A 19,691-nucleotide genomic window follows, 5' to 3' on the forward strand; every position below is an offset into this window, starting at 1 on the left:
TCCTTTCCCATGCGGTGCGCCCGGAGCGCAGCTCTATTTGTAATAGGTCTTGAATTTCTTGAAATAGCGCTGCATGTGCACCAGATAATAGGCGAAGCGTCTGGGATTCCAGCGCAGGTCGTACCCGCAGCCAAAGCTGGTGGTCTCCCGGCCCTCGCGCACAAGGCAGCGGGCCTTTTCCACAAAGGCGGGGTCTTTGACGTATTTGTACACCACGGCACGGGGCACGCTGTGCCAGAAGGTCTCTTTTTCATTCATCACACAGGGGCCGAGGTCGCTGCCAAGCACGCGGTCTTCTACCACATAGCGGGCGATGTTGAGCCCCGCACCCGTCACGTAATAATTGCTGCGGCCCTGCCGGAGATTGATCTCAAACACGCGGTAGCTGCCGTCCCGGCTGTCGTATTTAATGTCAAAATTGGCAAAACCCGTGTAACCGACGTCCTCCAGGAACGCTTTCAGTTTTGTCATCAGCGGCTCATTGTATTCGGTGATGATGGCCGCGTGATTGCCCAGCGCCTTGGGCGTGTGCTCCTCCAGGCCCACATGGCCCAGGCACATCATCTTCACGCTGTTGTTTTTATCGCAGTAGGCTGTCAGCACATGCATGAAGCTGTCGTCGCCGGGAATTCTGTCCTGCAAAATGACAATGTCCGGGTAGCCCGCGCCGTAGATTTGCGCGAGAATGGCCGAGGCCTCCTCCGGCGTGGCGGCGGTATACACTTTCTTCATGCCGTCGAAGGGGTGCTTCCAGTACAAAATGCTGCTGGAGGGCTTTACGATTACAGGGTACGCGAAGCCCAGCGCTTCGGGCGACAGGGCGGCGGCGTCCATGGGGCCTTCGGCGCAGAAGGTTTTGGGGTAGGGGATGCCGTACTTGTCGCACAGAGCGTAAAAATCCGCCTTGGAAACCAGCTTGTCCCGCAGCTCCGGCGTGATGTAAGGCGCGATGCAGTTCGCGGGCAGCTTGTCCCGGACGTCCATGAGCAGGCTGGCGTAATCGTCGGTACAACCCATGACGATGAGCGTTTTGTCCGCGTGTGCGGCGGCGAAATCCGTTACCGTGCGCAGCAGTGTGTCCGCGCTGTCGATGTCCGGCACGGCGGTGAAGCGGACCAGGCGGGAATACATGGTATCGCCCATGGCCCAGCGGCCAAAGGCGTAAGAACGCACGCCGTAGGCCTCATGGAAAGCGCGCGCCAGCGTGTAGCAGTTCATATCCGCGCCGATGAGCACGGGCAGGATGGTTTCGGAAACAGGCATCAAAAGGCTCCTTTGGACCCGGTGACCCGGGCAGATATATACTACTTTATTATATGCACAAACGGGGGCTTGTCAAGGCGAAGGAGCAGGGCGCGGGCGCCTGTGGCGTCCGTGCCGGCAGGCGTTTATAAAGCAGTATCGCCCGTTTGCGCCGCCTCATTTGCTTTTTCGGCTGAAATGAGGTAAAATATCAATACTTATTGCTTTGTCTCTGTCCGAGGGCCGGGCGGAAGACAGGCCGACGAGGTGCCGTATGATCAAACTTTCTCCTTCGATCCTGGCCGCGGACTTTGCGGAGCTGGGCCGTAGCTGTGAGGCCGTGATGGCCGCGGGTGCGGATATGCTGCATGTGGACGTGATGGACGGCGCGTTCGTGCCGAATATCAGTCTGGGCGTGCCGGTTCTGGCTGCTTTGGCAAAGCGCGTGCCGGCCTTTTACGATGTGCATCTGATGATCCGGCGCCCGCTGCAATATATAAAGCCGTTCTGCGCCGCCGGGGCGAACCTGTTGACGTTCCACATAGAGGCCGAAAGCCCTGTGGAACAGACCATCCAGGCCATCCACGACGAGGGCTGCAGGGCCGCGCTGTGCATCAAGCCGGCCACGCCGCCCGAGGCGGTGTTTCCTTATCTGGACGCGCTGGAGATGGTGTTGGTGATGAGCGTGGAGCCGGGCTTCGGCGGGCAGAAGTTCATGCCCGCGGCGGTGGAAAAGATCGCGGCCATCCGCGCCGAGGCGCAGCGCCGTGGACTTTCGACGGACATCGAGGTGGACGGCGGCATTGACGCAGCCACCGCGCCGCTGTGTGCGGCTGCCGGGGCCAACGTGCTTGTGGCGGGCAGTGCCGTGTTCGGCGCAAAGGATCCCGCCGCCGCAATGTCGGCCATCCGCGCCGCGTGCGTATAGGCGGAAGCCTGGCTTTGTGCGGGCCGGCCCGGAAAGCCGGGCGTCCGGAAGGAACCTGCGTGCGGCCCGCCGGCGGCCCCGTTTAACCCAAAACGAAAAGAGGCGACTTTTATGAGCCCTGAGACTGCGCTGCCCCTGCAGCCCCCCAGCGCCTATGAGGCGAACCGGGACATCGTGTTTATGACGCTGCCGCTGCTGGCACTGTCGACCTATTTTTACGGCGCGCGCCCTGCGGTGCTGTGCCTGACGGCGGCTTTCACGGCCATGCTGTGCGACCATCTGGTGGCCTGGCTGCGCCACCGTCCCTGCGACAAAACGGAAAACAGCAGCATCCCCTCTGCGCTGGTGCTGGTCCTGCTGCTGCCCGCCACCGTGCATTACTATGTGGTCGTCGTCAGTGTGGCGGTGGCCATCCTGCTGGGCAAGCACGCTTTCGGCGGGTACGGCCATTACCCGTTCAACCCCGCGGCCTTCGGCTATGCCGTCGCCGCCGTCAGCTGGCCGGGCGAGGTGTTTTTGTATCCCGTGCCGTTCACCACGATGAGCGTGCTGGACACCGGCAGCGCCACCGTGATGGAGAGCGTTTCCCACACGCTGCGCGCCGGAGGCGTGCCCAACGTGGATACGTTCGACCTCATCCTCGGCAATTATGCGGGGCCCATCGGCGCCACTTCGGTGCTCATCCTCGTGGCGTGCGCCATGTACCTGTGGATGCGCCGGGACATCACGCTGGGCATCCCTTTCGGCTTTCTGCTCTCCTGCGCGCTGGTGGCGTTTTTTTACCCGCGTGTGAACACGCTGGGGCTGGAGCTGCCCTGGCAGTATCTGGACATCCGCCTGCTCTCGCTCAAATACGAGATGCTCTCCGGCGCGCTTGTTTTTGCGGCTGTGTTTCTGGTGAACGAGCCGGTGACGCGCCCGAAAAATACCCGCGCGCATTTTGTGTACGGTATGATCCTGGGCTTTATGACAATGATGTTCCGTTATTTCGGCTCGTATGACACGGGCGTGTGCTTTGCGGTGCTGGCGGTGAATGCACTGGCCGGCTACCTGGACCGCCTGTTCTCCCAGAAGATCTTCCGCAGGGAGGTGCGCTCATGAGCGAATTTATCGGCGAGACCCCGCGTCCCCACCGCGCGGATGTGGAAAAGCGCGCCCGGCGCGACCGTGTGTTTCTCAACAACCCGGTCATTATGCAGGGGCTTGGGCTCGCGCCGCTCATCGTGGCGGCTACCACGCTGAAAAACGGTGTGATGCTTTCGGTGGCGGTACTGCTGCTGCTCACACCTACGCGCGTTCTGGCGGCGCTGCTCAGCCGCTTTGCGTATTTCCGGTTCCGCGGGCTCACCTATGCGCTCACAGCCGCGGCCGTGTTCGTAGGCGTGCGGTATGTGATGGGCCTGCTGTACCCGGTGTCGGACCTGGCGCTGCTGGGCCTGTACCTGCCTTTGCTGGTGGCGGACCCCATCGTACTCAAACGGTATGAAAGGCCGCAGCGCGAGCGTGTGCGCACGGCGCTGCGCAAGGGCATCATCACCTCGCTGGGCTATATCCTGATGCTGCTGCTGATTTCCGGCCTGCGGGAATTTTTGGGCGCGGGCGCGCTGATGGGGACGCAGGTAATGAAAAACGCGCTCTTCCCCATGGCGCAGCTGCCCAGCGGCGGTTTTATCTTGCTGGCCCTGGTCATGTGCGTGTGGCGCGCCGCAGCTGCCAGCGTAAAACAACAAATGAGTCTGGGGGCGGAGCATCTATGATAGAAGTGCTGAAGGCCCTGAGCGTATTTTTTGCCTACGCGGTGATGGCGGTGTTTGCCCAGAACGCGGTGTTTACCCGCGCGTTGGGCGTATCCCGCCTTGTCAAGCTGGTGGACGACACCACTGTGGACTCCCTGACGTTCGGCGCGCTGCTGTGTGCTGTCCAGCTCATCAGCGCACCGCTTGGATACTTTGTCAACCTCTGGCTGGCTCAGTATCCATACCGCATGTATATCCGCCCGCTGGTGATGGTGCTGTGCAGCACGGTCGCGTTTTTTATCGTACTGCTGGTCGTGGTGGTGTTTTTTCGCCTGCACGGCGCGCGGGAGATTGTGGCGGTGCTGCCCATGGCCACATTCAATACCTGTATTCTGGGCACGCTGTTCATCAGCACCATCCAGAGCTTCAGCCTGGTGCAGACCATGGGTTTTGCACTGGGCAGCGGCGTGGGATATGTGCTGGCGGTGCAGGTGGTGACGGAGGGGCAGCGCAAGCTGCAGAGCGACGCGGTGCCGGCCACGTTCCGCGGGCTGCCCATCACGCTGCTGTATATCGGCATCCTGGCTCTGGCCATTTACGGCTTTACCGGCCATATGCTGGCATTTTGACCGCGGCTCCGGCTGCCTGCCGGGGAATGCTGCCGGGGGCCTGTGCGGCTTCTCCGGGCGCGTCCCTGCGGCGGAGGCCGGGGCTTTTTCCATGAGCGGCCCACGCGCCGGCACAGCGGGCACGGCGGCGCGGCAGCGCCGCGGGAACGAACAGAAAAAGGGGGTCTGCGTTTATGATCCTGCGCAGCCTTTCCGCGCCCGACGCGGAAAAATTTTATACTCTGATGTGTACGGCGGCGGGCCGCGAGCTGCCCAGAGAGGCGTTCGCGCAGGCGCTGGCCCAAGCGCTGGAGCAGACTGGGCGGCGCATCGTGCTGGCCTTTGAGGGACCGGAGGCGGTGGGCTTTGCCGACACCGAAGTGCGTTTCCCTTTTTCGGAATGCGCGCCTGTGGGTGTCATCCATGAGTTTTATGTGCGGGAGGATGCGCGCGGCCGCAATGTGGGCAGCGCCATGCTGGTCTCGCTTACCACGCAGTTCAAGGCCGCAGGCTGTGTTTCCGTGCAGGCGTCCTGCGCCCGCGTCAACCTGAAAAGCCAGGAATTTTTGGAAAAGCGGGGCTTTGTAAAAACACGCCACGCCTTTTCCCGTCCGCTTCAGGGATAGGCGCCGCTGCTTTTTGCGAACACAGAAATGTGTATCAAGCCCGAAAGAAAAGGAGGCGTGCCGAATGCTGGAGGTGCGCGCTGCCCGCCACGGGGACGCTCCCGCGCTGGATGCGCTGGGCGCCGCGCCGGAGGCGGGTGTTTTTGTATTGGAAAAGAATGGGGCCGTCATCGGTGCGCTGACACTTCGGGCAGGGGAAATTTTCGGCTGCGCGGTCGCGCCGGAATGGCGCGGACGGGGGTATGGAACCTTCCTGCTGCGCCGGGCGCTGCGCGCCGCCGGGCCGGGGCCGGTTTATACTCAAACGCCGCCGGGCAATGCCGCGATGGAGGCGCTGCTGCGCCGGTGCGGGTTTCGCCCACAGGAGCAGGCATTGCCCGCCGCAGGGGAAGAGCCCGCCCGCGCGCGAGAAGCCGGCGCCGCTGCCGGCCCTTTGAGCCTCCCCCAAAAATGGGTGCGAGGCGCGCCGGACGGCGACGGCGAAAACGCGCTGGCCGTGGCCCACGCCTTTCTGCGGACGCATGTGCGGCCCGGCGCTTTCGCGCTGGACGCGACGGCGGGCAACGGCCATGACACACTGTTCCTGTGCCGTCTGGTGGGCGCTGCGGGACGTGTGCTGGCCTTTGACGTCCAGCCGCAGGCAGTGGAGAACACCAACGCCCGCCTGCGGGAGAACGGCTGCGGACAGGTGGGCCGCGCGGTGCTGGACAGCCACGCGAACCTGGCTGCCTATGCGGCTCCGGGCAGTGTGGACGCGGCGGTATTCAACCTGGGCTATCTGCCCGGCGGCGACCACGGAGTGTTCACCACGCCGGGCGTGAGCGTGCCGGCCATGCGCACGGCGCTGGAACTGCTGCGGCCGGGCGGTGTGATGACGGTATGCGTCTATTACGGCGGGCCGCAGGGCATGGCGGAAAAGGATGCGGTGCTGGCGTTTCTCACGGGTCTGCCGCCGGAAGGATACCGCGTGTCTGTGCGCGATTTTTCCGGCCGGCCGGGCTGTCCGCCCATCCCCGTTTGCATCGAAAAGCGGGCCTGGTGAACGGGCGGCGCGTTCCGTGTGACGCCGCGGCCTTTTTGTGCCGCGCGCCCATGGTTTCACCTTTTTTTCACACCCGTATGATAGTTCTTTCACACCCATGGCCTATACTGAAAGCAACATCAGGAAAGAAGGAGGATGTTGACTTATGAACAACAATTGGGAATTCGACTATTCCGAACTTTACAATAATAACAACCCCGGCAGAAATGCGCAGAACACGGCTGCACCGGAGGCGGAATCGCCCTTGCAGGGCGCGCCCGGCCCCGCCGGAATGCCCGGAATGGGTGTGGGCGGCGCGCCGGTGCCGCCCCATGCGGCACAGAAAAAACGCGGCTGGGGCAAGCGCGTCGCCGCGGGAGCGGCCGCCGTGGTGTTCTGCGGCGCCGTGGGCTTCGGCGGCGGATATCTGGGCTACACCTTCGCCAAGGGCGGCTCCACAGGCCCCGTCATTTATCAGGCGCCCGCGGCCTCGTCCGGCACAGGCAGCGCCGCGGGCGGCACGGCCAGCACAGCCGACGCGCTTTCCGTCACAGAAATCGCCAGCAAGGTAGGGCCCAGCGTGGTGGAGGTGACCACCGAGGCCGTTACCACCAACGCGTTCTTTGGTCAGTACGTCCAGAGCGGTGCGGGCAGCGGCGTCATCATCACCGAGGACGGCTACATCATCACGAACAACCATGTGGTGAGCGGCGCCAGCCAGGTGACGGTGCGCACGAGCGACGGCACCGAGTATCCCGCTACGGTCGTGGGCGCGGATTCCAAAACGGATATTGCCGTGTTGAAGATTGAAGCCACGGGCCTTACACCGGCGGTCGTAGGCGATTCCGACAGTCTGCAGGTAGGCGAATTCACTCTGGCAGTGGGCAACCCGTTGGGTGAGTTGGGCGGAACCGTGACGGACGGCATCATCTCCGCGCTGGACCGTGAGGTGACCGTGGAGAATCAGACCATGAACCTGCTGCAGACGAACGCGGCTGTCAGCCCCGGCAATTCCGGCGGCGGCCTGTTCAACGAGCGCGGCGAGCTGATCGGCATCGTCAACGCCAAGTCCAGCGGCCAGAATGCCGAAGGGCTGGGCTTCGCGATCCCTGTCAACACGGCCATTCAGGTGGCCGAGGAGCTTATCAACAACGGATATGTTACCGGCCGCCCGGCCATGGGCGTCACGGTGCTGAGCATCAACGACGCGCAGACAGCGTTCCAGTACGGTGTAAACCAGGCGGGCGTGTATGTGCAGAGCGTCAATGAGGGCGGAGCGGCCGACAAGGCCGGCCTGCAGCCCGGCGACCGCTTTGTGAGCATCGACGGCACGGCTGTCAATTCCACCAGCGATATCACGGGCATCATCGGCGAACACGCGGTGGGCGATACCATCGAGGTGCAGGTGGTGCGCGGTACGCAGATCGTTACAGCGAACGTCACGCTGGAGGAATCCACGCCGCAGGCAAGCAGCACCCAGCGTACGGAGGGCTGATGCCCGGCGCAGACCGAACCGAAAACGCGCCCCGGCACGGGCGCGCGGAGGAGCAGCATGCTTCCCCGCGCAGCCCCGCCGGGGCGTTTTGCCGTATTTTAAGTCAAAGCGGTAAAAATTTCATAGAATGTTTGACCTTTTGACGAAAATGCGGTACTATCAGAATGGATAGAAATTTGCCGGAGGTGGCCCGATGCTCCAGAAGATCGCCATAAAAATGCTGGGAGACTTTTCCGTCGTTGCCGACGGGCGCTGCGTGGTGGACGCCACAGCCAAGCTGACGAAGCCGTGGCAGTTGTTCTGTTACCTTGCGCTCAACCGGGAGCATGTCACTCCGTCCTCGGTGCTGCTGCAGGAGCTGTGGGGCGGCGAGGAGCTGGCGGACCCGGCCAACGTGCTGAAAAATACCGTTTATGCGCTGCGGCGGGAGCTGGCCGGGCCGGTCAAGCCCGCTGAAAGTCCCATCCTGTTCCGTGCGGGCGGTTATTGCCTGAACGGGCATATCAAGTGGAGCGTCGATACCGAGCGCTTTGAACAGCTGTGCGAAAAGGCCGAGCGCTGCACCGGCGGCAGCGAAGCAAAAATGGCAGCCTGGCGCAAAGCGGAGGGAGCGTTCCGGGGAGAACTGCTGCCCCAGCTGGCCGGTGAGGTGTGGGTGATGCGCGCGGCACGGGGCTTTACGCGCCGGTATCTTGCCAGCGCCCGCGCCCTGTGCGCCTGCCTTGCCGGGGAGAACGACTACGGCGAGCTGCTGGACGTTGCCTCCCGCGCATCTGTGACGGACCCGCTGGACGAGGATATCGCGCTGTGGACGTTCCGTGCGCTGGACGCGCTGCACATGCAGCGGGCCATTGTGATCGCCTACAACAAGACGGCGCGCTATTTTGAAGAGGAGATGGGACGCCCGCTGTGCGCGGAAATCGGCTCCATTTACGCCGCGGCAGCCGAGGCTGTGAATAAGACCGAGCAGGATTTTGCGGCCATTCGGGACGAGCTGTCCGACGCGCTGCGCAGCCAGCGCAGCGACCGCGGTGCGTTTTACTGCAACTATGAGGTGTTCAAGCGCATGTACGCCATCGTGGCCCGTACCGCGCAGCGCGCGCGGCAGGTGGTGGCGCTGATGCTCATCACCGTTCAGGGGCCGGACGGCGGCCGTGCACCCGAGGGGGAAGCGCTGGCCGAGGCCATGGACGATTTGAAACTGGCGATCGCCGGCACGCTGCGCAAAAGCGACACCTTTACAAAATACAGCCGCAGCCAGTATGCGCTGCTGCTGCCCATGGAAAGCGCGGACGACATGGCTGTCGTGGAGCGCCGCCTTTCCGCCGCGTACGAAAGCGCGCGCACCCAGGCCGCCGCATTTCTGGAATTCCGCGGAACGGTCTTGGAGGAACTGTACGGCTGAACGTCGGTTCAAGAACAGGTCCCGCGTGACGCGTCCGCCTGTGGCTTGACCCAAATGTCACTGTATGTACCTCTGGTGCAGGAAGGTATCGGCTTTGCCCCCGACGGCTTGGCGCCAGGTGTATTTAAAACCCCGGCGATCCTCTTTGGATTGCCGGGGTTTTTTCGCGCACCGGGCATCCAAAATTGCCGGGGCATGTCCCTGGCGGCGAAGATTTGCCGCCGTCGCTTCGCGGCCGGACGGCTTATCCAAAGCCCATGGCGGATACCTTGAGAGATGTTTTCCTGCACGAAGGCACCTTTTCATACGCGGCATTTTTTAGTATAATAAAAAGGTTGCCAAAAGGAAAGGAACAGAGCTATGAACATCGAACTCATCAAGGCCATCCTCCACGTGCTGGACCCGGCCGTGGACGCGCCCATTTTATCCGAGGCCATCCTGCCGCCCTCCGAGGACGCGCTGCAATATCTGGCCGGCCACGCAGCCAAGTGCTTTGCCAGCGACGAGGCCAAGGCCTGCACGCTGGCGGACGATTCGGCCTTCCTGCCGCTCTTATGGAACATCGAGGATGATTTTGAAAAAAAGACGGCTGTCATTGCCGGAGACTGGTTCCGTGTGATGCAGGAAAATCCGGCCATCCCCGCGGGAGACGCGGCGTTTCTTCTGCTGGAGATCGACGGTGCGGAATATCTGGCCGCGCTGAAGCTGAATTACAAGCCCGGGTGGCTGCATTACTGCCGTATGGACGGCGGGCCCGCCGTCAATGAGGTAGTGCGCCAGGGCACGGTGCTGCCGGGCACGTCCGGTAAGGCGGACGAGGCGTTTTTTGTGGACCTGCGCACCAACGCCGTGCGCCTGCTGGAAAAAAAGTACGAGATAGACGGCCGCAAACAAACGTACCTGGGCAGCCGAATCCTGGGCTGTCGGGCAGGGCTGTCCCCGCGGGAGAAGCTTTCGGCCATCCAGGCGGTTGCGGGTGAGGTAAACCAGCAGTTCTACGGGAACACCGGCGTGGACGAGCCGGAGCTCGCCATGGCTGTGTGCGAGGAATTTTATGCGGCCCGCGCGGAGGAAAAATCCAGGGCGGGCAAGCCGGACCCCGTTCCCGTGCAGGCGATCTGCGACAAGCTGTACGGCGATATGCCCCACGCGCGGGAGGCTTTCACCAAAGCTCTGGCCGAGCATGATATCACGCTGGACGAGCCGCTGCCCCTTTCGGCCCCGGCGGTGCGCCGTATGGAAAAGCAGAGCCTGCGCAGCGCGGGCGGCGTTGAGATCAAGGTACCGGTGAATGTGTACCGGGACGAGAGCGCCCTGGAGTTCATCCGCAACCCGGACGGCTCCATGTCGCTGCTCATCAAAAACATCATCGTGTGACCTCTTTGACACGAGCGCCGCAAAAATGCGGCTTTTTTGGTCGTCCGCCTTGTTTTTTTGCGCGGAATATCATACAATAAATTGTATTTTCAACATGGATATCGGGTTTGGAGGATTTTTGTGGAAAACTTTATCGAACAGATCGATAAGCGCCGCACGTTCGCGATCATTTCGCACCCAGACGCGGGCAAGACGACGCTGACGGAAAAGCTGCTTTTGTACGGCGGCGCCATCCAGCAGGCGGGCATCGTGAAAGGCAAAAAGGGCGCGCGCGCCGCTGTGTCGGATTGGATGGAGATCGAAAAGCAGCGCGGCATCTCGGTGACCAGCTCTGTTCTGCAGTTCCGCTACAACGGTTATTGCGTCAACATCCTGGACACTCCGGGACATCAGGACTTTTCCGAGGATACCTACCGCACGCTGATGGCGGCGGACAGCGCGGTCATGGTCATCGACGCGGCCAAGGGCGTGGAGAACCAGACCAAAAAGCTGTTCAAGGTGTGTACCATGCGCGGCATCCCCATTTTCACTTTCATCAACAAGATGGACAGGGACGCGCAGAATCCCTTCGACCTTCTGGAGGAGATTGAACAGGTGCTGGGGATCGAAACATATCCCATGAACTGGCCCATCGGCTCAGGCAAGGAATTCAAGGGCGTGTATGACCGCAACAAAAAGGAGATCCTCGCTTTCCAGCATTCGGGCAAGGTGGGCCAGCAGCAAGCCGAAAAGATCGAGGCGCAGCTGGGCGACCCCGGCCTGGACGAACTGCTGACGAAGTCGCTGCACGACACTCTCAGCGAGGACATCGAGCTGTTGGACGGCGCGGCCTATGAATTCAATCTGGACAAGGTGCGCCACGGCATGCTGACGCCGGTGTTCTTTGGCTCGGCGCTCACGAACTTTGGGGTGGAGCCGTTCCTGGCGGATTTTCTGCGCCTTTCGCCCCCGCCCCTGCCGCGGGATTCCTCCGCCGGCCCCATCGACCCCAGACGGGAGGATTTTTCGGCATTCGTGTTCAAGATCCAGGCCAATATGAATAAGGCCCACCGGGACCGCATCGCCTTCATCCGCATCTGCAGCGGAAAGTTTGAACGCGGCATGGATGTGTTCCATGTGCAGGGGGGCAAAAAGGTAAAGCTGGCCCAGGGCACGCAGCTTATGGCCTCCGAGCGCGAGATCGTGGAGGAGGCTTATGCGGGCGACATCATCGGTGTGTTCGACCCGGGTATCTTTTCCATCGGTGATACGCTCACCACAGCCAAAACGCCGTTTGCTTTCGCAGGTATTCCCACCTTTGCGCCGGAGCATTTTTCCCGCGTCTCCCAAGTGGACACCATGAAGCGCAAGCAGTTTGTGAAGGGTATGGAACAAATTGCCCAGGAGGGCGCCATCCAGATCTTCAAGGAGCTGGGCGGCGGCATGGAAGAGGTCATCGTCGGCGTGGTGGGCGTACTGCAGTTCGAGGTGCTGGAGTACCGCCTTAAGAACGAATACAATGTGGATATCCGCATGCAGAATCTGCCGTACAGCTTTATCCGGTGGATCGAGAACGAGGACTGCGACCCCAAGGCGCTGAATCTTACCAGTGATACCCGCCGCGTAGAGGATTTCAAGGGCCGCAAGCTGCTGCTGTTCACCAATGCCTGGAGCATCACCTGGGCCGAGGAGCACAACAAGGAGCTTCGTCTTTCCGAGGTGGGACGCTGAGCGCCGGACCCGCTTTGCAAATAGAATAGGCTCCCGTCCACAGCTGCAGGCGTTCCTGCGGCTGTTTTTTTATAAAAAACCACTCGCTGGGCGAGCGGTCCAAAAATGCTGATGCCGATAATGAAAAATCTCTGTAACAGGATAGGGAGTGAGGCCAGCCGACGGCACGAACTAAAAAACACAGGGAAGGCCATTCAGGTGAATGACGTAAATGGTTTATTGCATACGATTTGGAATTGCAAATATCACAATGTGCTTGCGCCAAAATAGCGCAGAAAAGTCATTTTCGGAGAGAAAGGGCGGGAGATAGAAGAAATGCTGCGGACATTGTGTAGCTGGAGGAAGACAGAGCAGGAGAGCAGCTGACGATGCTGAAGCAAGCCCGCTTGAGGGCAGACTGTTTTGTCCTTCCCGCGCAGAACGCCGCTGTGCCCTGACGTTGTTTACCAGTACAACAAAAAATGTGCGGCGTGCCGGTGGCGGTACGCTGTGCGTTTTTTGTTTCAGACAGTGAAAAAAGGACGTCCCGCCCACCGCTGTTCCGCCGTCGTACAGTACCAGCGTCTGTCCCGGCGCGGGCGGTTATCTCCCATGCGCATTCGGCTGTTCCTCCAGCGGCACTGCCGCTTTCGTATTTTCTGCAAGGTAATGCATTTCCGTGTCCTTGTCAAAAGTTTTTGCCGCGTTGTTTCGGCTCTGTGAAAAATACAGAGAATTGCATTTTTTGTCTTTTTTATTATAATCCTCTTAGAAACGGACGGTTACCGTTTCCAATATAAAAAGTGGAGGAATCATGTATGTCTATGGATAACAGTATGATGGTGTTTTTCCTGAGCATGCTGGCCACATACTCGATCGTGGGGTTTGTGTGGTGGCTGCTCCATGTGGTTGCCGCATGGCGGATCTTTACCAAAGCCGGGGAAGCCGGCTGGAAATCCATCATCCCCATTTACAGCACCTACATCACCTATAAAATTTCCTGGAAGAAAAAGAATCTTTTCTGGGCCACTCTGGCGGCTACCGTTCTGGCTTTCGTGCTGTCTCCCTTCTCCATTCAGGCGGACGGCTCGATCAATTATGCCATGTTTTTCATCGCGATGCTGCTGCTGTTGTTTGCGTTCGTTGTCAACATCCTGCTTGTCGTGCGCAAGTGCCGTGCATTTGGCCATGGCGTGGGCTTTGCCATCGGCATGCTTTTCTTTGAGCCGATTTTTACGCTCATCCTCGGCTTCGGCAGCTCGGCTTATCTCGGCCCGCAGGATTGATGCCTTTTCAAATTACATACAAACGGCAAAAGGCCGCCGCGGGAACTCCCGCAGCGGCCTTTTGGTTTTATTCTTCCGTTTCGATGGGCGCATAAGCGATGGAAAGCTCACGCAGCTGCTTTTCCTCCACGGTCTCGGGGCAGCCGCTCATAGGCTCGCCCGCGTTCTGCACCTTTGGGAAGGCGATAACGTCGCGGATGGAATCCCGCTTCAGCATCAGCATCACCATGCGGTCGAAGCCGAAGGCCATACCGCCATGGGGCGGCGCGCCGTACTGGTAGGCGTCCATCAAAAATCCGAAGCTCTCCCGCGCGCGCTCCTCGCTGAAGCCCAGCGCCTTGAGCATGCGGTCCTGAACGGCCGGATCATTGATGCGGATGGAACCGCCGCCCAGCTCACAGCCGTTGAGCACCATGTCGTAGGCCAGCGCGCGCACGCTGCCCGGGTCGCTCTCTACTTTGTCCAGGTCCTCGGCCCGGGGCATTGTGAACGGATGGTGCATGGCCATCCAGCGGCCCTCTTCTTCAGAATATTCAAAGAACGGGAAATCCGTCACCCACAGGAAGTTGAATTTGTCCGGGTCGATGAGGCCGCACTTATTTGCCACGGCAAGGCGCAGCGCGCCCAGCGCCGCAAACACGGTGCTGTTTTTCGCATCGGCCACCACCAGCAGCACGTCGCCGGTCTCTGCGCCCGCCGCCTTGTGCAGCGCGGCCTTTTCCTCCTCGGAGAGGAACTTTTCAAAGCTGGAGGTCACGCTGTCCGCCGTCAGGCGCGTGTAGGCAAGGCCTTTGGCACCATAGGTTTTGGCCACGTCCACCAGCTTGTCGATCTCCTTGCGGGTGAGCGCGCCGGCAAGGCCCTTTGCGTTGATGAGGCGCACGCTGCCGCCCGCCTCAACGGCGGATTTAAACACTGCAAACCCGCTTTCCCGCAGCACATCCGTCACATCCTGCAGCTCCAACCCGAAGCGGGTGTCCGGCTTGTCGGAGCCGTAGCGGGCCATTGCCTCGCTGTACGGCATGCGCCGAAAAGGCGTTTCCACGTCCACGCCCAGCACTTCCCGGAACACGCGCTTTACAAGGCCTTCGTTCATGGCCATCACGTCGTCTTCTGTAACAAACGACATTTCCATGTCGATCTGCGTGAATTCGGGCTGGCGGTCGGCGCGCAGGTCCTCGTCGCGGAAGCAGCGGACGATCTGGTAATACCGGTCAAAGCCGGAGAGCATCAAAATCTGCTTGTAAAGCTGGGGCGACTGGGGCAGCGCGTAGAAATGCCCCGGCTGCACACGGCTGGGCACCAGATAATCCCGCGCGCCCTCGGGCGTGGATTTGATGAGCATAGGAGTCTCGATCTCCACAAAATGCTGCTCGTCGTAATAATCCCGCACCACCTTGGCAATTTTGGAGCGCACCACGATGGGCTCGTGCATGGAGGGGCGGCGCAGATCCAGATAGCGGTATTTCAGGCGCAGCTGGTCGTTGACATTGATGCCGTCGCGCACCTCAAAGGGAGTTGTCTGCGCGCCGCTGAGCACGCGCAGCTCGGTGACGAACAGTTCCACCTCGCCCGTGGGGATCTTGTCCGTTTTCGCCTCGCGCTCACGCAGCGTGCCCGCGGCAATAACGACATACTCGCTTTTCAGGCCGGAGGCCTTTTCAAACACGGCCCGGTCCGTGGAATCGTCAAAAATAAGCTGCAGGATGCCTGTGGTGTCCCGCAGGTCCGCAAAAATAACGCCGCCCTTGTCGCGGCATTTTGCGATGGAGCCGGCCACCGTCATCTGTGTGCCCGCGTCCCTGGCGCGCAGCGTCCCGCAATAGTGGGTACGGCGCAGGTTTCCCATTGTTTCCATAAAAATCATCCATTCCGCCGCTTCGCGTCGGCACAAATTCAAGAGCAGACCCCGGCGCCCGCCACGCGAAGCAAAACTGGCGGGGCATTCGGCAAAGGCCACGCGATACAACGGCGCAGCGGCCTTTATCTATAACAGTATAGCGCGTCCGGCCGCAATTTACAATGTCTGCGGCGCGATTTGGCGGCATTCCAGGTAGTATCGCTTTTCTTCGGCGTGGCCCATGGAAAACGTCTTCTTGGGCAGCACGCCGCCCAGCACAACGCCCCGGAACAGGTCGCTCTTGGCGAAATCCGGCAGGATGACGCCCACCGCGCCTGCCCGCGCCAGTGCGCGCACATTGTCCGCGCCGTGGATGTAATCCACCTTCGCGCCCGGGCGCTGCGCCAGAAATTCTGTCAAAAATGCGTCCAGCGTACCCACGGCCAGGGGCCAGGGCGCGTTTTTCAGGCACTCCACACGCTCCGCCGTACCCGGCCCTGCACACGTTTCGTCCACAAAGCAAAAGGTCTGCTGCGCCCCGGCCATGCCGCAGGCATGCGCGCCGTGCCGCGCCGCGAACGACAAAAACGCGCCTGCCAGCTCCGTCATGGAAACGCCGAATACCGCGCGGTGGATGGGCTCGATGCCCAGCGCCGGGCTGTGGATATTCACCAGCTCCACCAGACACCAGCGGGCGGGATGGCTTTGCCGCGCGGCAGGCGGCAGGGCCGCCTTTATTTCCTCCCAGTGCGCCTTGGCCGTGGCAAGGGAATGGTTCCCGTCGCCCACGGCGACGGCCAGCGGCGGCCGGCCGGCCGCGTCCGGGTATTTTGCGTCGAACGCCGCCTGTGTGCCCAGCGCCGCTACGGCGTTTTCCACAGCCGCAATGTCCGCAGCGTCCGTTACCGCCCAGCCTGCAATGTGCCCGCCGCCCAGCATCAGCTCCGTGTCGTACAGTTTTTCCAGCGCCGCCTTTTTTTTCGCGAACGGCTCCACCACGCCGCAGGCAGCGTCATCCAGCAGCATCATGATATGAGGCGTTTCCAGCGGCGCGCCCCGGCGCACGGCAAGGCGCGGCGGAATACGCTCCACAATGGTATTTTCGCTGGGACGCACCAGCGGTGCGGAGCCTTTTTCATAGCTGTAAGCCTCCAGGTCCACAGCGCCCACAAGGCCCTGCCGCACACCGCTTTGCGTCGCGCGTTCCACATATACAAAACCGTGGACACCGCGTGTGAGCACCCGGGCGCGGTAATCGGCCATGGCGGTGTGGATGGCCGCAATGCGACCGTCCACATCCGGGCTTTCCAGATATGCCTCCGGCAAGGTGATGTGCAATGTGCTGGGCGCGTTTTGAGTGAGCGCCTCGGCCTTCTGCCAGTATTCGGGCTGGCTTGTGAACTGGTCGCACGCCAGCGCGGGCCACAGGCCCATATCCGTTTGCGGTGCGGGCAGCAAAATATCCGCTGCGATAAATGGTTTCATTTTCGTCCCCTCCGTATATCAGACAACCCCTGCTTCATACCCTTGAATGGGCCGCCGCGCGCGGCGCCTGTTATCTTTTTATGATACGGCACAAACGCCCGCTTTGCAAGAGTGAAGCGGCGCATTTTTGCAAAGGGGGAAGCGGCATGAAACAGAAAAACGGCGCGTGGCTGCTGGCGCTGGCGGCGATGCTGTGCAGCATTGGCGGCGTGTGCATCAAGGGTGTGCCGTGGACGCCGCTGGCCATCAACGGCGCGCGCAACGTCATTGCGGCGTGCATCACGGGCGCGTTTTTGTGGCGGGCCGGGCGGCGCCTGCGCTGGAACGGAGCCGTGGCCTGCGGCGCGCTGAGCCTTGCGCTGACAACGAACCTGTATGTATTCGCCACCAAGCTGGCGGGCGCGGCCAACGCTATTTTGCTGATGTACACCGCGCCTATTTTTGTGCTTTTGTACCTGTGGCTGGCCAAGGGGCAGAAGCCGCCGCGCGCCGCCGTGGCCGCGTGCGTGCTGGTATTTGCAGGCATCGGCTGCTTTGTGGCGGACGGCCTTGCGGCGGGCACGCTGCTGGGAAACGCGCTGGGACTGGGCAGCGGCGTGGCTTATGCCGGAGTATTCCTGGTAAACACCGAGCCGGAAGGCGACGCGATGTCGTCTTATTTTCTGGGACAGGTGGCGGGCGCGCTGATCGGCCTTCCGTTCCTTTCGGGCGAGACGGATTTCAGCTTTGTCCCCATGGTATGTATCTTTGCGCTGGGTGTGTTCCAGCTTGGGCTTTCCTATGTCCTCATCGCCAGGGGCATCGCCACCACGCCGCCCATGACGGCCAGCCTGGTGACGGCCATCGAGCCCATCCTCACGCCTGTATGGGTGGCGCTTGCCTATGGCGAACGGCTTTCCGGCTTTTCGCTTGCCGGGGCGGTGCTGGTGCTTTGCAGCGTGGTATGGTTCAACACGCGCGGCAGAAAAGCGTTATGACCCGGCGGCCGACCTTCGAGACGCCGGGAAGAACAGCGGAAAACCCGCGTTCACGGGGCTTTTCTCATTCCGAGCCGGCAGCGGCAGGATTAAGGCAACACCGCACAATTCTAAGAGTCGAATCGCGCCGGCAGATTTTTTGGCAGGTTAAACAAAAAGCGCAGCGAATACTTTGTGTATTCGCGAGCATTTTTGTGACAGTTGCCGGAAAATCTGCAAGCGAGGCGACGCTTAAGGCTTCAGCCGTGAATTGTGCGGTGTTGCCTTAAGAAACTTGTAAGCTCTGCTCGAGCCTATTTTAAGATTTGTTCTCTATAATAGGCTCACAGAGAGGATGGTTTCCCGTGAACGAACGTTTTGAAAATGATCTTGCATGTTATCTGCACTATGACGACGCGCCCCGCCGCCCTGCCCGGGCACGCCGCCGCAAACGGGCGCGAAAGCACTGCGCGCGGCGCTTTTTTGCGCGCTGCTGCGGTGTGCTCTGCCTGTGCGCCGGGGTGGTGCTGCTGGCTCGGGTCTGGCCCGCGCTGGTTTCCGCCACACCTTACAGCGGCGCGGGAACGGGCGGCGCGTCCGCATCTGTGAGCCTGGGCGGCGAATGGGACGCCCAGACGCGCTTGGCCATCGAGACGCTGGCCGCGGCGCACCCCGAGGTGCAGCCCATGCTGGACGAGCCCTCCCGCTGGCCCGCCGACGTGGCCGCACTGCTGGCCCGCAATGAGGAAGCGCTTGGCTTTGTGCTGGCGTATCCCAGCCTTATAGACGCCGCGCCGCCCGCCAGGGTGGAGGAGGCCGTGCGCGGCAGCTTCCCCACGCTGCTGCAATGGGACGCGCGCTGGGGCTGCACGCCTTACGGAGGCAGTATCCTCGCCATCACGGGCTGCGGGCCGACAGCGCTCTCGGTGGTGGCCTGCGGCCTGACGGGGGACGCTTCTCTCACACCCGCAGCCATCGCCGCATGGGCGCAGCGCCAGGGGTATGCCGGCGCGGACGGCACCAGCTGGGAGCTGATGCGCAGCGGATGCGAGCACTTTGGCCTGTACGCGCAGGAGCTTTCACTCACGGAAGCCGCCGTGTTCGGCGCGCTGGAAGCAGGGCAGCCCATCATTTGCAGCATGCGCCCCGGCGATTTTACCACGGCGGGACATTTTATCGTGCTGACCGGCACGCAGGACGGGCTGCTGTGCGTCGTAGACCCCAACAGTCCCGCCCGCAGCGCATCCCTGTGGGAGTACAGCCGTTTGGAGCCGCAGATCAAAAACCTGTGGGCTTATACCGCATGAAGCAGGGCCGCCATAAAATTTACCGCATGAGTTTTTTAAACAATGATGTGAAAACGGCGAATCTGTAGGCGGACAGATCCACCGTTTTGCATTTGCCGTCCCACAACTCTCGGCCTGTGACCTGTACTTTTTCGGGTGAAAACGATATTCTTAGGGAGCGAAAGGAGACAGGGACTATGAATCAACAAAAACAGGTCATTTTTTAAAAACGCTGCGAAATGAAAAAGCTATCACGCAGGCGGAGCTTGCTGAGACGCGGGGCGTCTCCAACCGGAGTATTTCCCGTTGGGAAAACGGCACGACCATGCCGGATTTCGACCTGTTGATCGAGCTTGCAAAATACTATAAGGTCGAAGTCAGCGAGATATTGGATGGAGAAAGAAAAGGCGGGCGCACAGACGGCAGCGCAGAGGAATTGATGTTGAAAATTGCAGACTATAGCAATATCGAGCGGAAAGTTTTTTCGAGAAGAATGTGTGCCATGTTTGTTATGGCACTTGCCAGCATGGCTTTTTTTGCGGCGATGGACGTAGCGGAACTTGCGGAAACGGAGCCGTATGGAACCATTGTGGGCATTGCACGGGGATTTGTGGCCGGCACGTTTTTATACGCCAGCCGGTATATTTCAAAAATGGAAACCGTCAAAATGCGTTTGGCGAAAGAATCGCGGAAACTGAAGCAATAGGAAAG

At 61.1% G+C, this 19,691-nt stretch carries 16 protein-coding genes and 1 pseudogene; 14 read left to right on the forward strand and 3 right to left on the reverse strand.

The genetic code is table 11. The annotated features are described in order from the left end of the window. Positions 1-33 precede the first annotated feature (33 nt). On the reverse strand, positions 34-1,263 hold the full coding sequence (locus tag TQ39_RS08095) for a carboxylate--amine ligase (RefSeq protein ID WP_050005173.1): 1,230 nt from the start codon (positions 1,261-1,263) through the stop codon (positions 34-36). A gap of 253 nt (positions 1,264-1,516) precedes the next feature. On the opposite strand from TQ39_RS08095, the gene rpe reads away from it, so the two are divergent. The 11 genes from rpe (at position 1,517) to TQ39_RS08155 (ending at position 13,413) form a co-directional block, all read left to right on the forward strand. Continuing rightward, a complete protein-coding gene (gene rpe / locus TQ39_RS08100; RefSeq protein WP_050005174.1) occupies positions 1,517-2,170 on the forward strand; it encodes a ribulose-phosphate 3-epimerase in 654 nt (217 codons plus the stop codon). Positions 2,171-2,281: 111 nt separating this feature from the next. Then, on the forward strand, positions 2,282-3,271 hold the full coding sequence (locus tag TQ39_RS08105; RefSeq protein WP_050005175.1) for an RnfABCDGE type electron transport complex subunit D: 990 nt from the start codon (positions 2,282-2,284) through the stop codon (positions 3,269-3,271). Continuing rightward, a complete protein-coding gene (locus TQ39_RS08110; RefSeq protein WP_009323960.1) occupies positions 3,268-3,927 on the forward strand; it encodes an Rnf-Nqr domain containing protein in 660 nt (219 codons plus the stop codon). Before TQ39_RS08105 ends, TQ39_RS08110 begins: the two co-directional genes overlap by 4 nt. Then, complete coding sequence (locus tag TQ39_RS08115) at positions 3,924-4,535, forward strand: Rnf-Nqr domain containing protein (RefSeq protein ID WP_009323962.1); 612 nt, start codon at positions 3,924-3,926, stop codon at positions 4,533-4,535. The genes TQ39_RS08110 and TQ39_RS08115 overlap by 4 nt, the downstream gene beginning before the upstream one ends. 173 nt (positions 4,536-4,708) lie before the next feature. Continuing rightward, positions 4,709-5,140 carry a GNAT family N-acetyltransferase gene (locus tag TQ39_RS08120; RefSeq protein ID WP_009323963.1) on the forward strand — a complete coding sequence of 144 codons (432 nt, stop codon included), beginning with the start codon at positions 4,709-4,711 and terminating at the stop codon, positions 5,138-5,140. Between the two features lie 64 nt (positions 5,141-5,204). Continuing rightward, positions 5,205-6,182 carry a tRNA 5-(aminomethyl)-2-thiouridylate-methyltransferase MnmM gene (gene mnmM / locus TQ39_RS20200; protein ID WP_082052173.1) on the forward strand — a complete coding sequence of 326 codons (978 nt, stop codon included), beginning with the start codon at positions 5,205-5,207 and terminating at the stop codon, positions 6,180-6,182. Between the two features lie 145 nt (positions 6,183-6,327). Then, entirely contained in the window at positions 6,328-7,656 is a 1,329-nt protein-coding gene (locus TQ39_RS08130) for a S1C family serine protease (RefSeq protein WP_009323970.1), read from the forward strand. A 193-nt stretch (positions 7,657-7,849) separates the two neighbouring features. Further along, positions 7,850-9,061: an AfsR/SARP family transcriptional regulator gene (locus TQ39_RS08135; RefSeq protein WP_050005176.1), complete on the forward strand. Its 1,212-nt coding sequence runs from the start codon at positions 7,850-7,852 to the stop codon at positions 9,059-9,061. Positions 9,062-9,421: 360 nt separating this feature from the next. Continuing rightward, a complete protein-coding gene (locus TQ39_RS08140; protein WP_009323975.1) occupies positions 9,422-10,438 on the forward strand; it encodes a nucleoid-associated protein in 1,017 nt (338 codons plus the stop codon). A gap of 120 nt (positions 10,439-10,558) precedes the next feature. Continuing rightward, positions 10,559-12,148 carry a peptide chain release factor 3 gene (locus TQ39_RS08145; protein WP_050005177.1) on the forward strand — a complete coding sequence of 530 codons (1,590 nt, stop codon included), beginning with the start codon at positions 10,559-10,561 and terminating at the stop codon, positions 12,146-12,148. A 797-nt stretch (positions 12,149-12,945) separates the two neighbouring features. Beyond that, positions 12,946-13,413: a DUF5684 domain-containing protein gene (locus TQ39_RS08155; RefSeq protein WP_009323977.1), complete on the forward strand. Its 468-nt coding sequence runs from the start codon at positions 12,946-12,948 to the stop codon at positions 13,411-13,413. Positions 13,414-13,480: 67 nt separating this feature from the next. On the opposite strand, the gene aspS is transcribed toward TQ39_RS08155, so the two are convergent. Together aspS and TQ39_RS08165 are read right to left on the reverse strand one after the other, a co-directional pair. Beyond that, on the reverse strand, positions 13,481-15,271 hold the full coding sequence (gene aspS / locus TQ39_RS08160; protein ID WP_050005216.1) for an aspartate--tRNA ligase: 1,791 nt from the start codon (positions 15,269-15,271) through the stop codon (positions 13,481-13,483). 159 nt (positions 15,272-15,430) lie between these two features. Beyond that, the gene (locus TQ39_RS08165) at positions 15,431-16,738 is read right to left on the reverse strand and encodes a DUF1015 domain-containing protein (protein WP_050005179.1); all 1,308 of its coding nucleotides are present in this window, start codon (positions 16,736-16,738) and stop codon (positions 15,431-15,433) included. 146 nt (positions 16,739-16,884) lie between these two features. Between TQ39_RS08165 and TQ39_RS20815 the strand changes: the two genes are divergently transcribed. From TQ39_RS20815 to TQ39_RS08180, 3 genes and pseudogenes are all read left to right on the forward strand, one after another. Then, positions 16,885-17,715: a DMT family transporter gene (locus TQ39_RS20815; protein WP_050005180.1), complete on the forward strand. Its 831-nt coding sequence runs from the start codon at positions 16,885-16,887 to the stop codon at positions 17,713-17,715. A gap of 344 nt (positions 17,716-18,059) precedes the next feature. Continuing rightward, positions 18,060-19,001 carry a C39 family peptidase gene (locus TQ39_RS08175; RefSeq protein WP_242853468.1) on the forward strand — a complete coding sequence of 314 codons (942 nt, stop codon included), beginning with the start codon at positions 18,060-18,062 and terminating at the stop codon, positions 18,999-19,001. 205 nt (positions 19,002-19,206) lie between these two features. After that, positions 19,207-19,686 (forward strand): annotated as a pseudogene (locus TQ39_RS08180) (helix-turn-helix domain-containing protein); the annotation flags it as partial. Positions 19,687-19,691: the final 5 nt, after the last annotated feature.

Origin of the sequence: Ruthenibacterium lactatiformans (assembly GCF_000949455.1) — a bacterium.
In the GTDB taxonomy this organism is placed as follows: domain Bacteria; phylum Bacillota; class Clostridia; order Oscillospirales; family Ruminococcaceae; genus Ruthenibacterium; species Ruthenibacterium lactatiformans.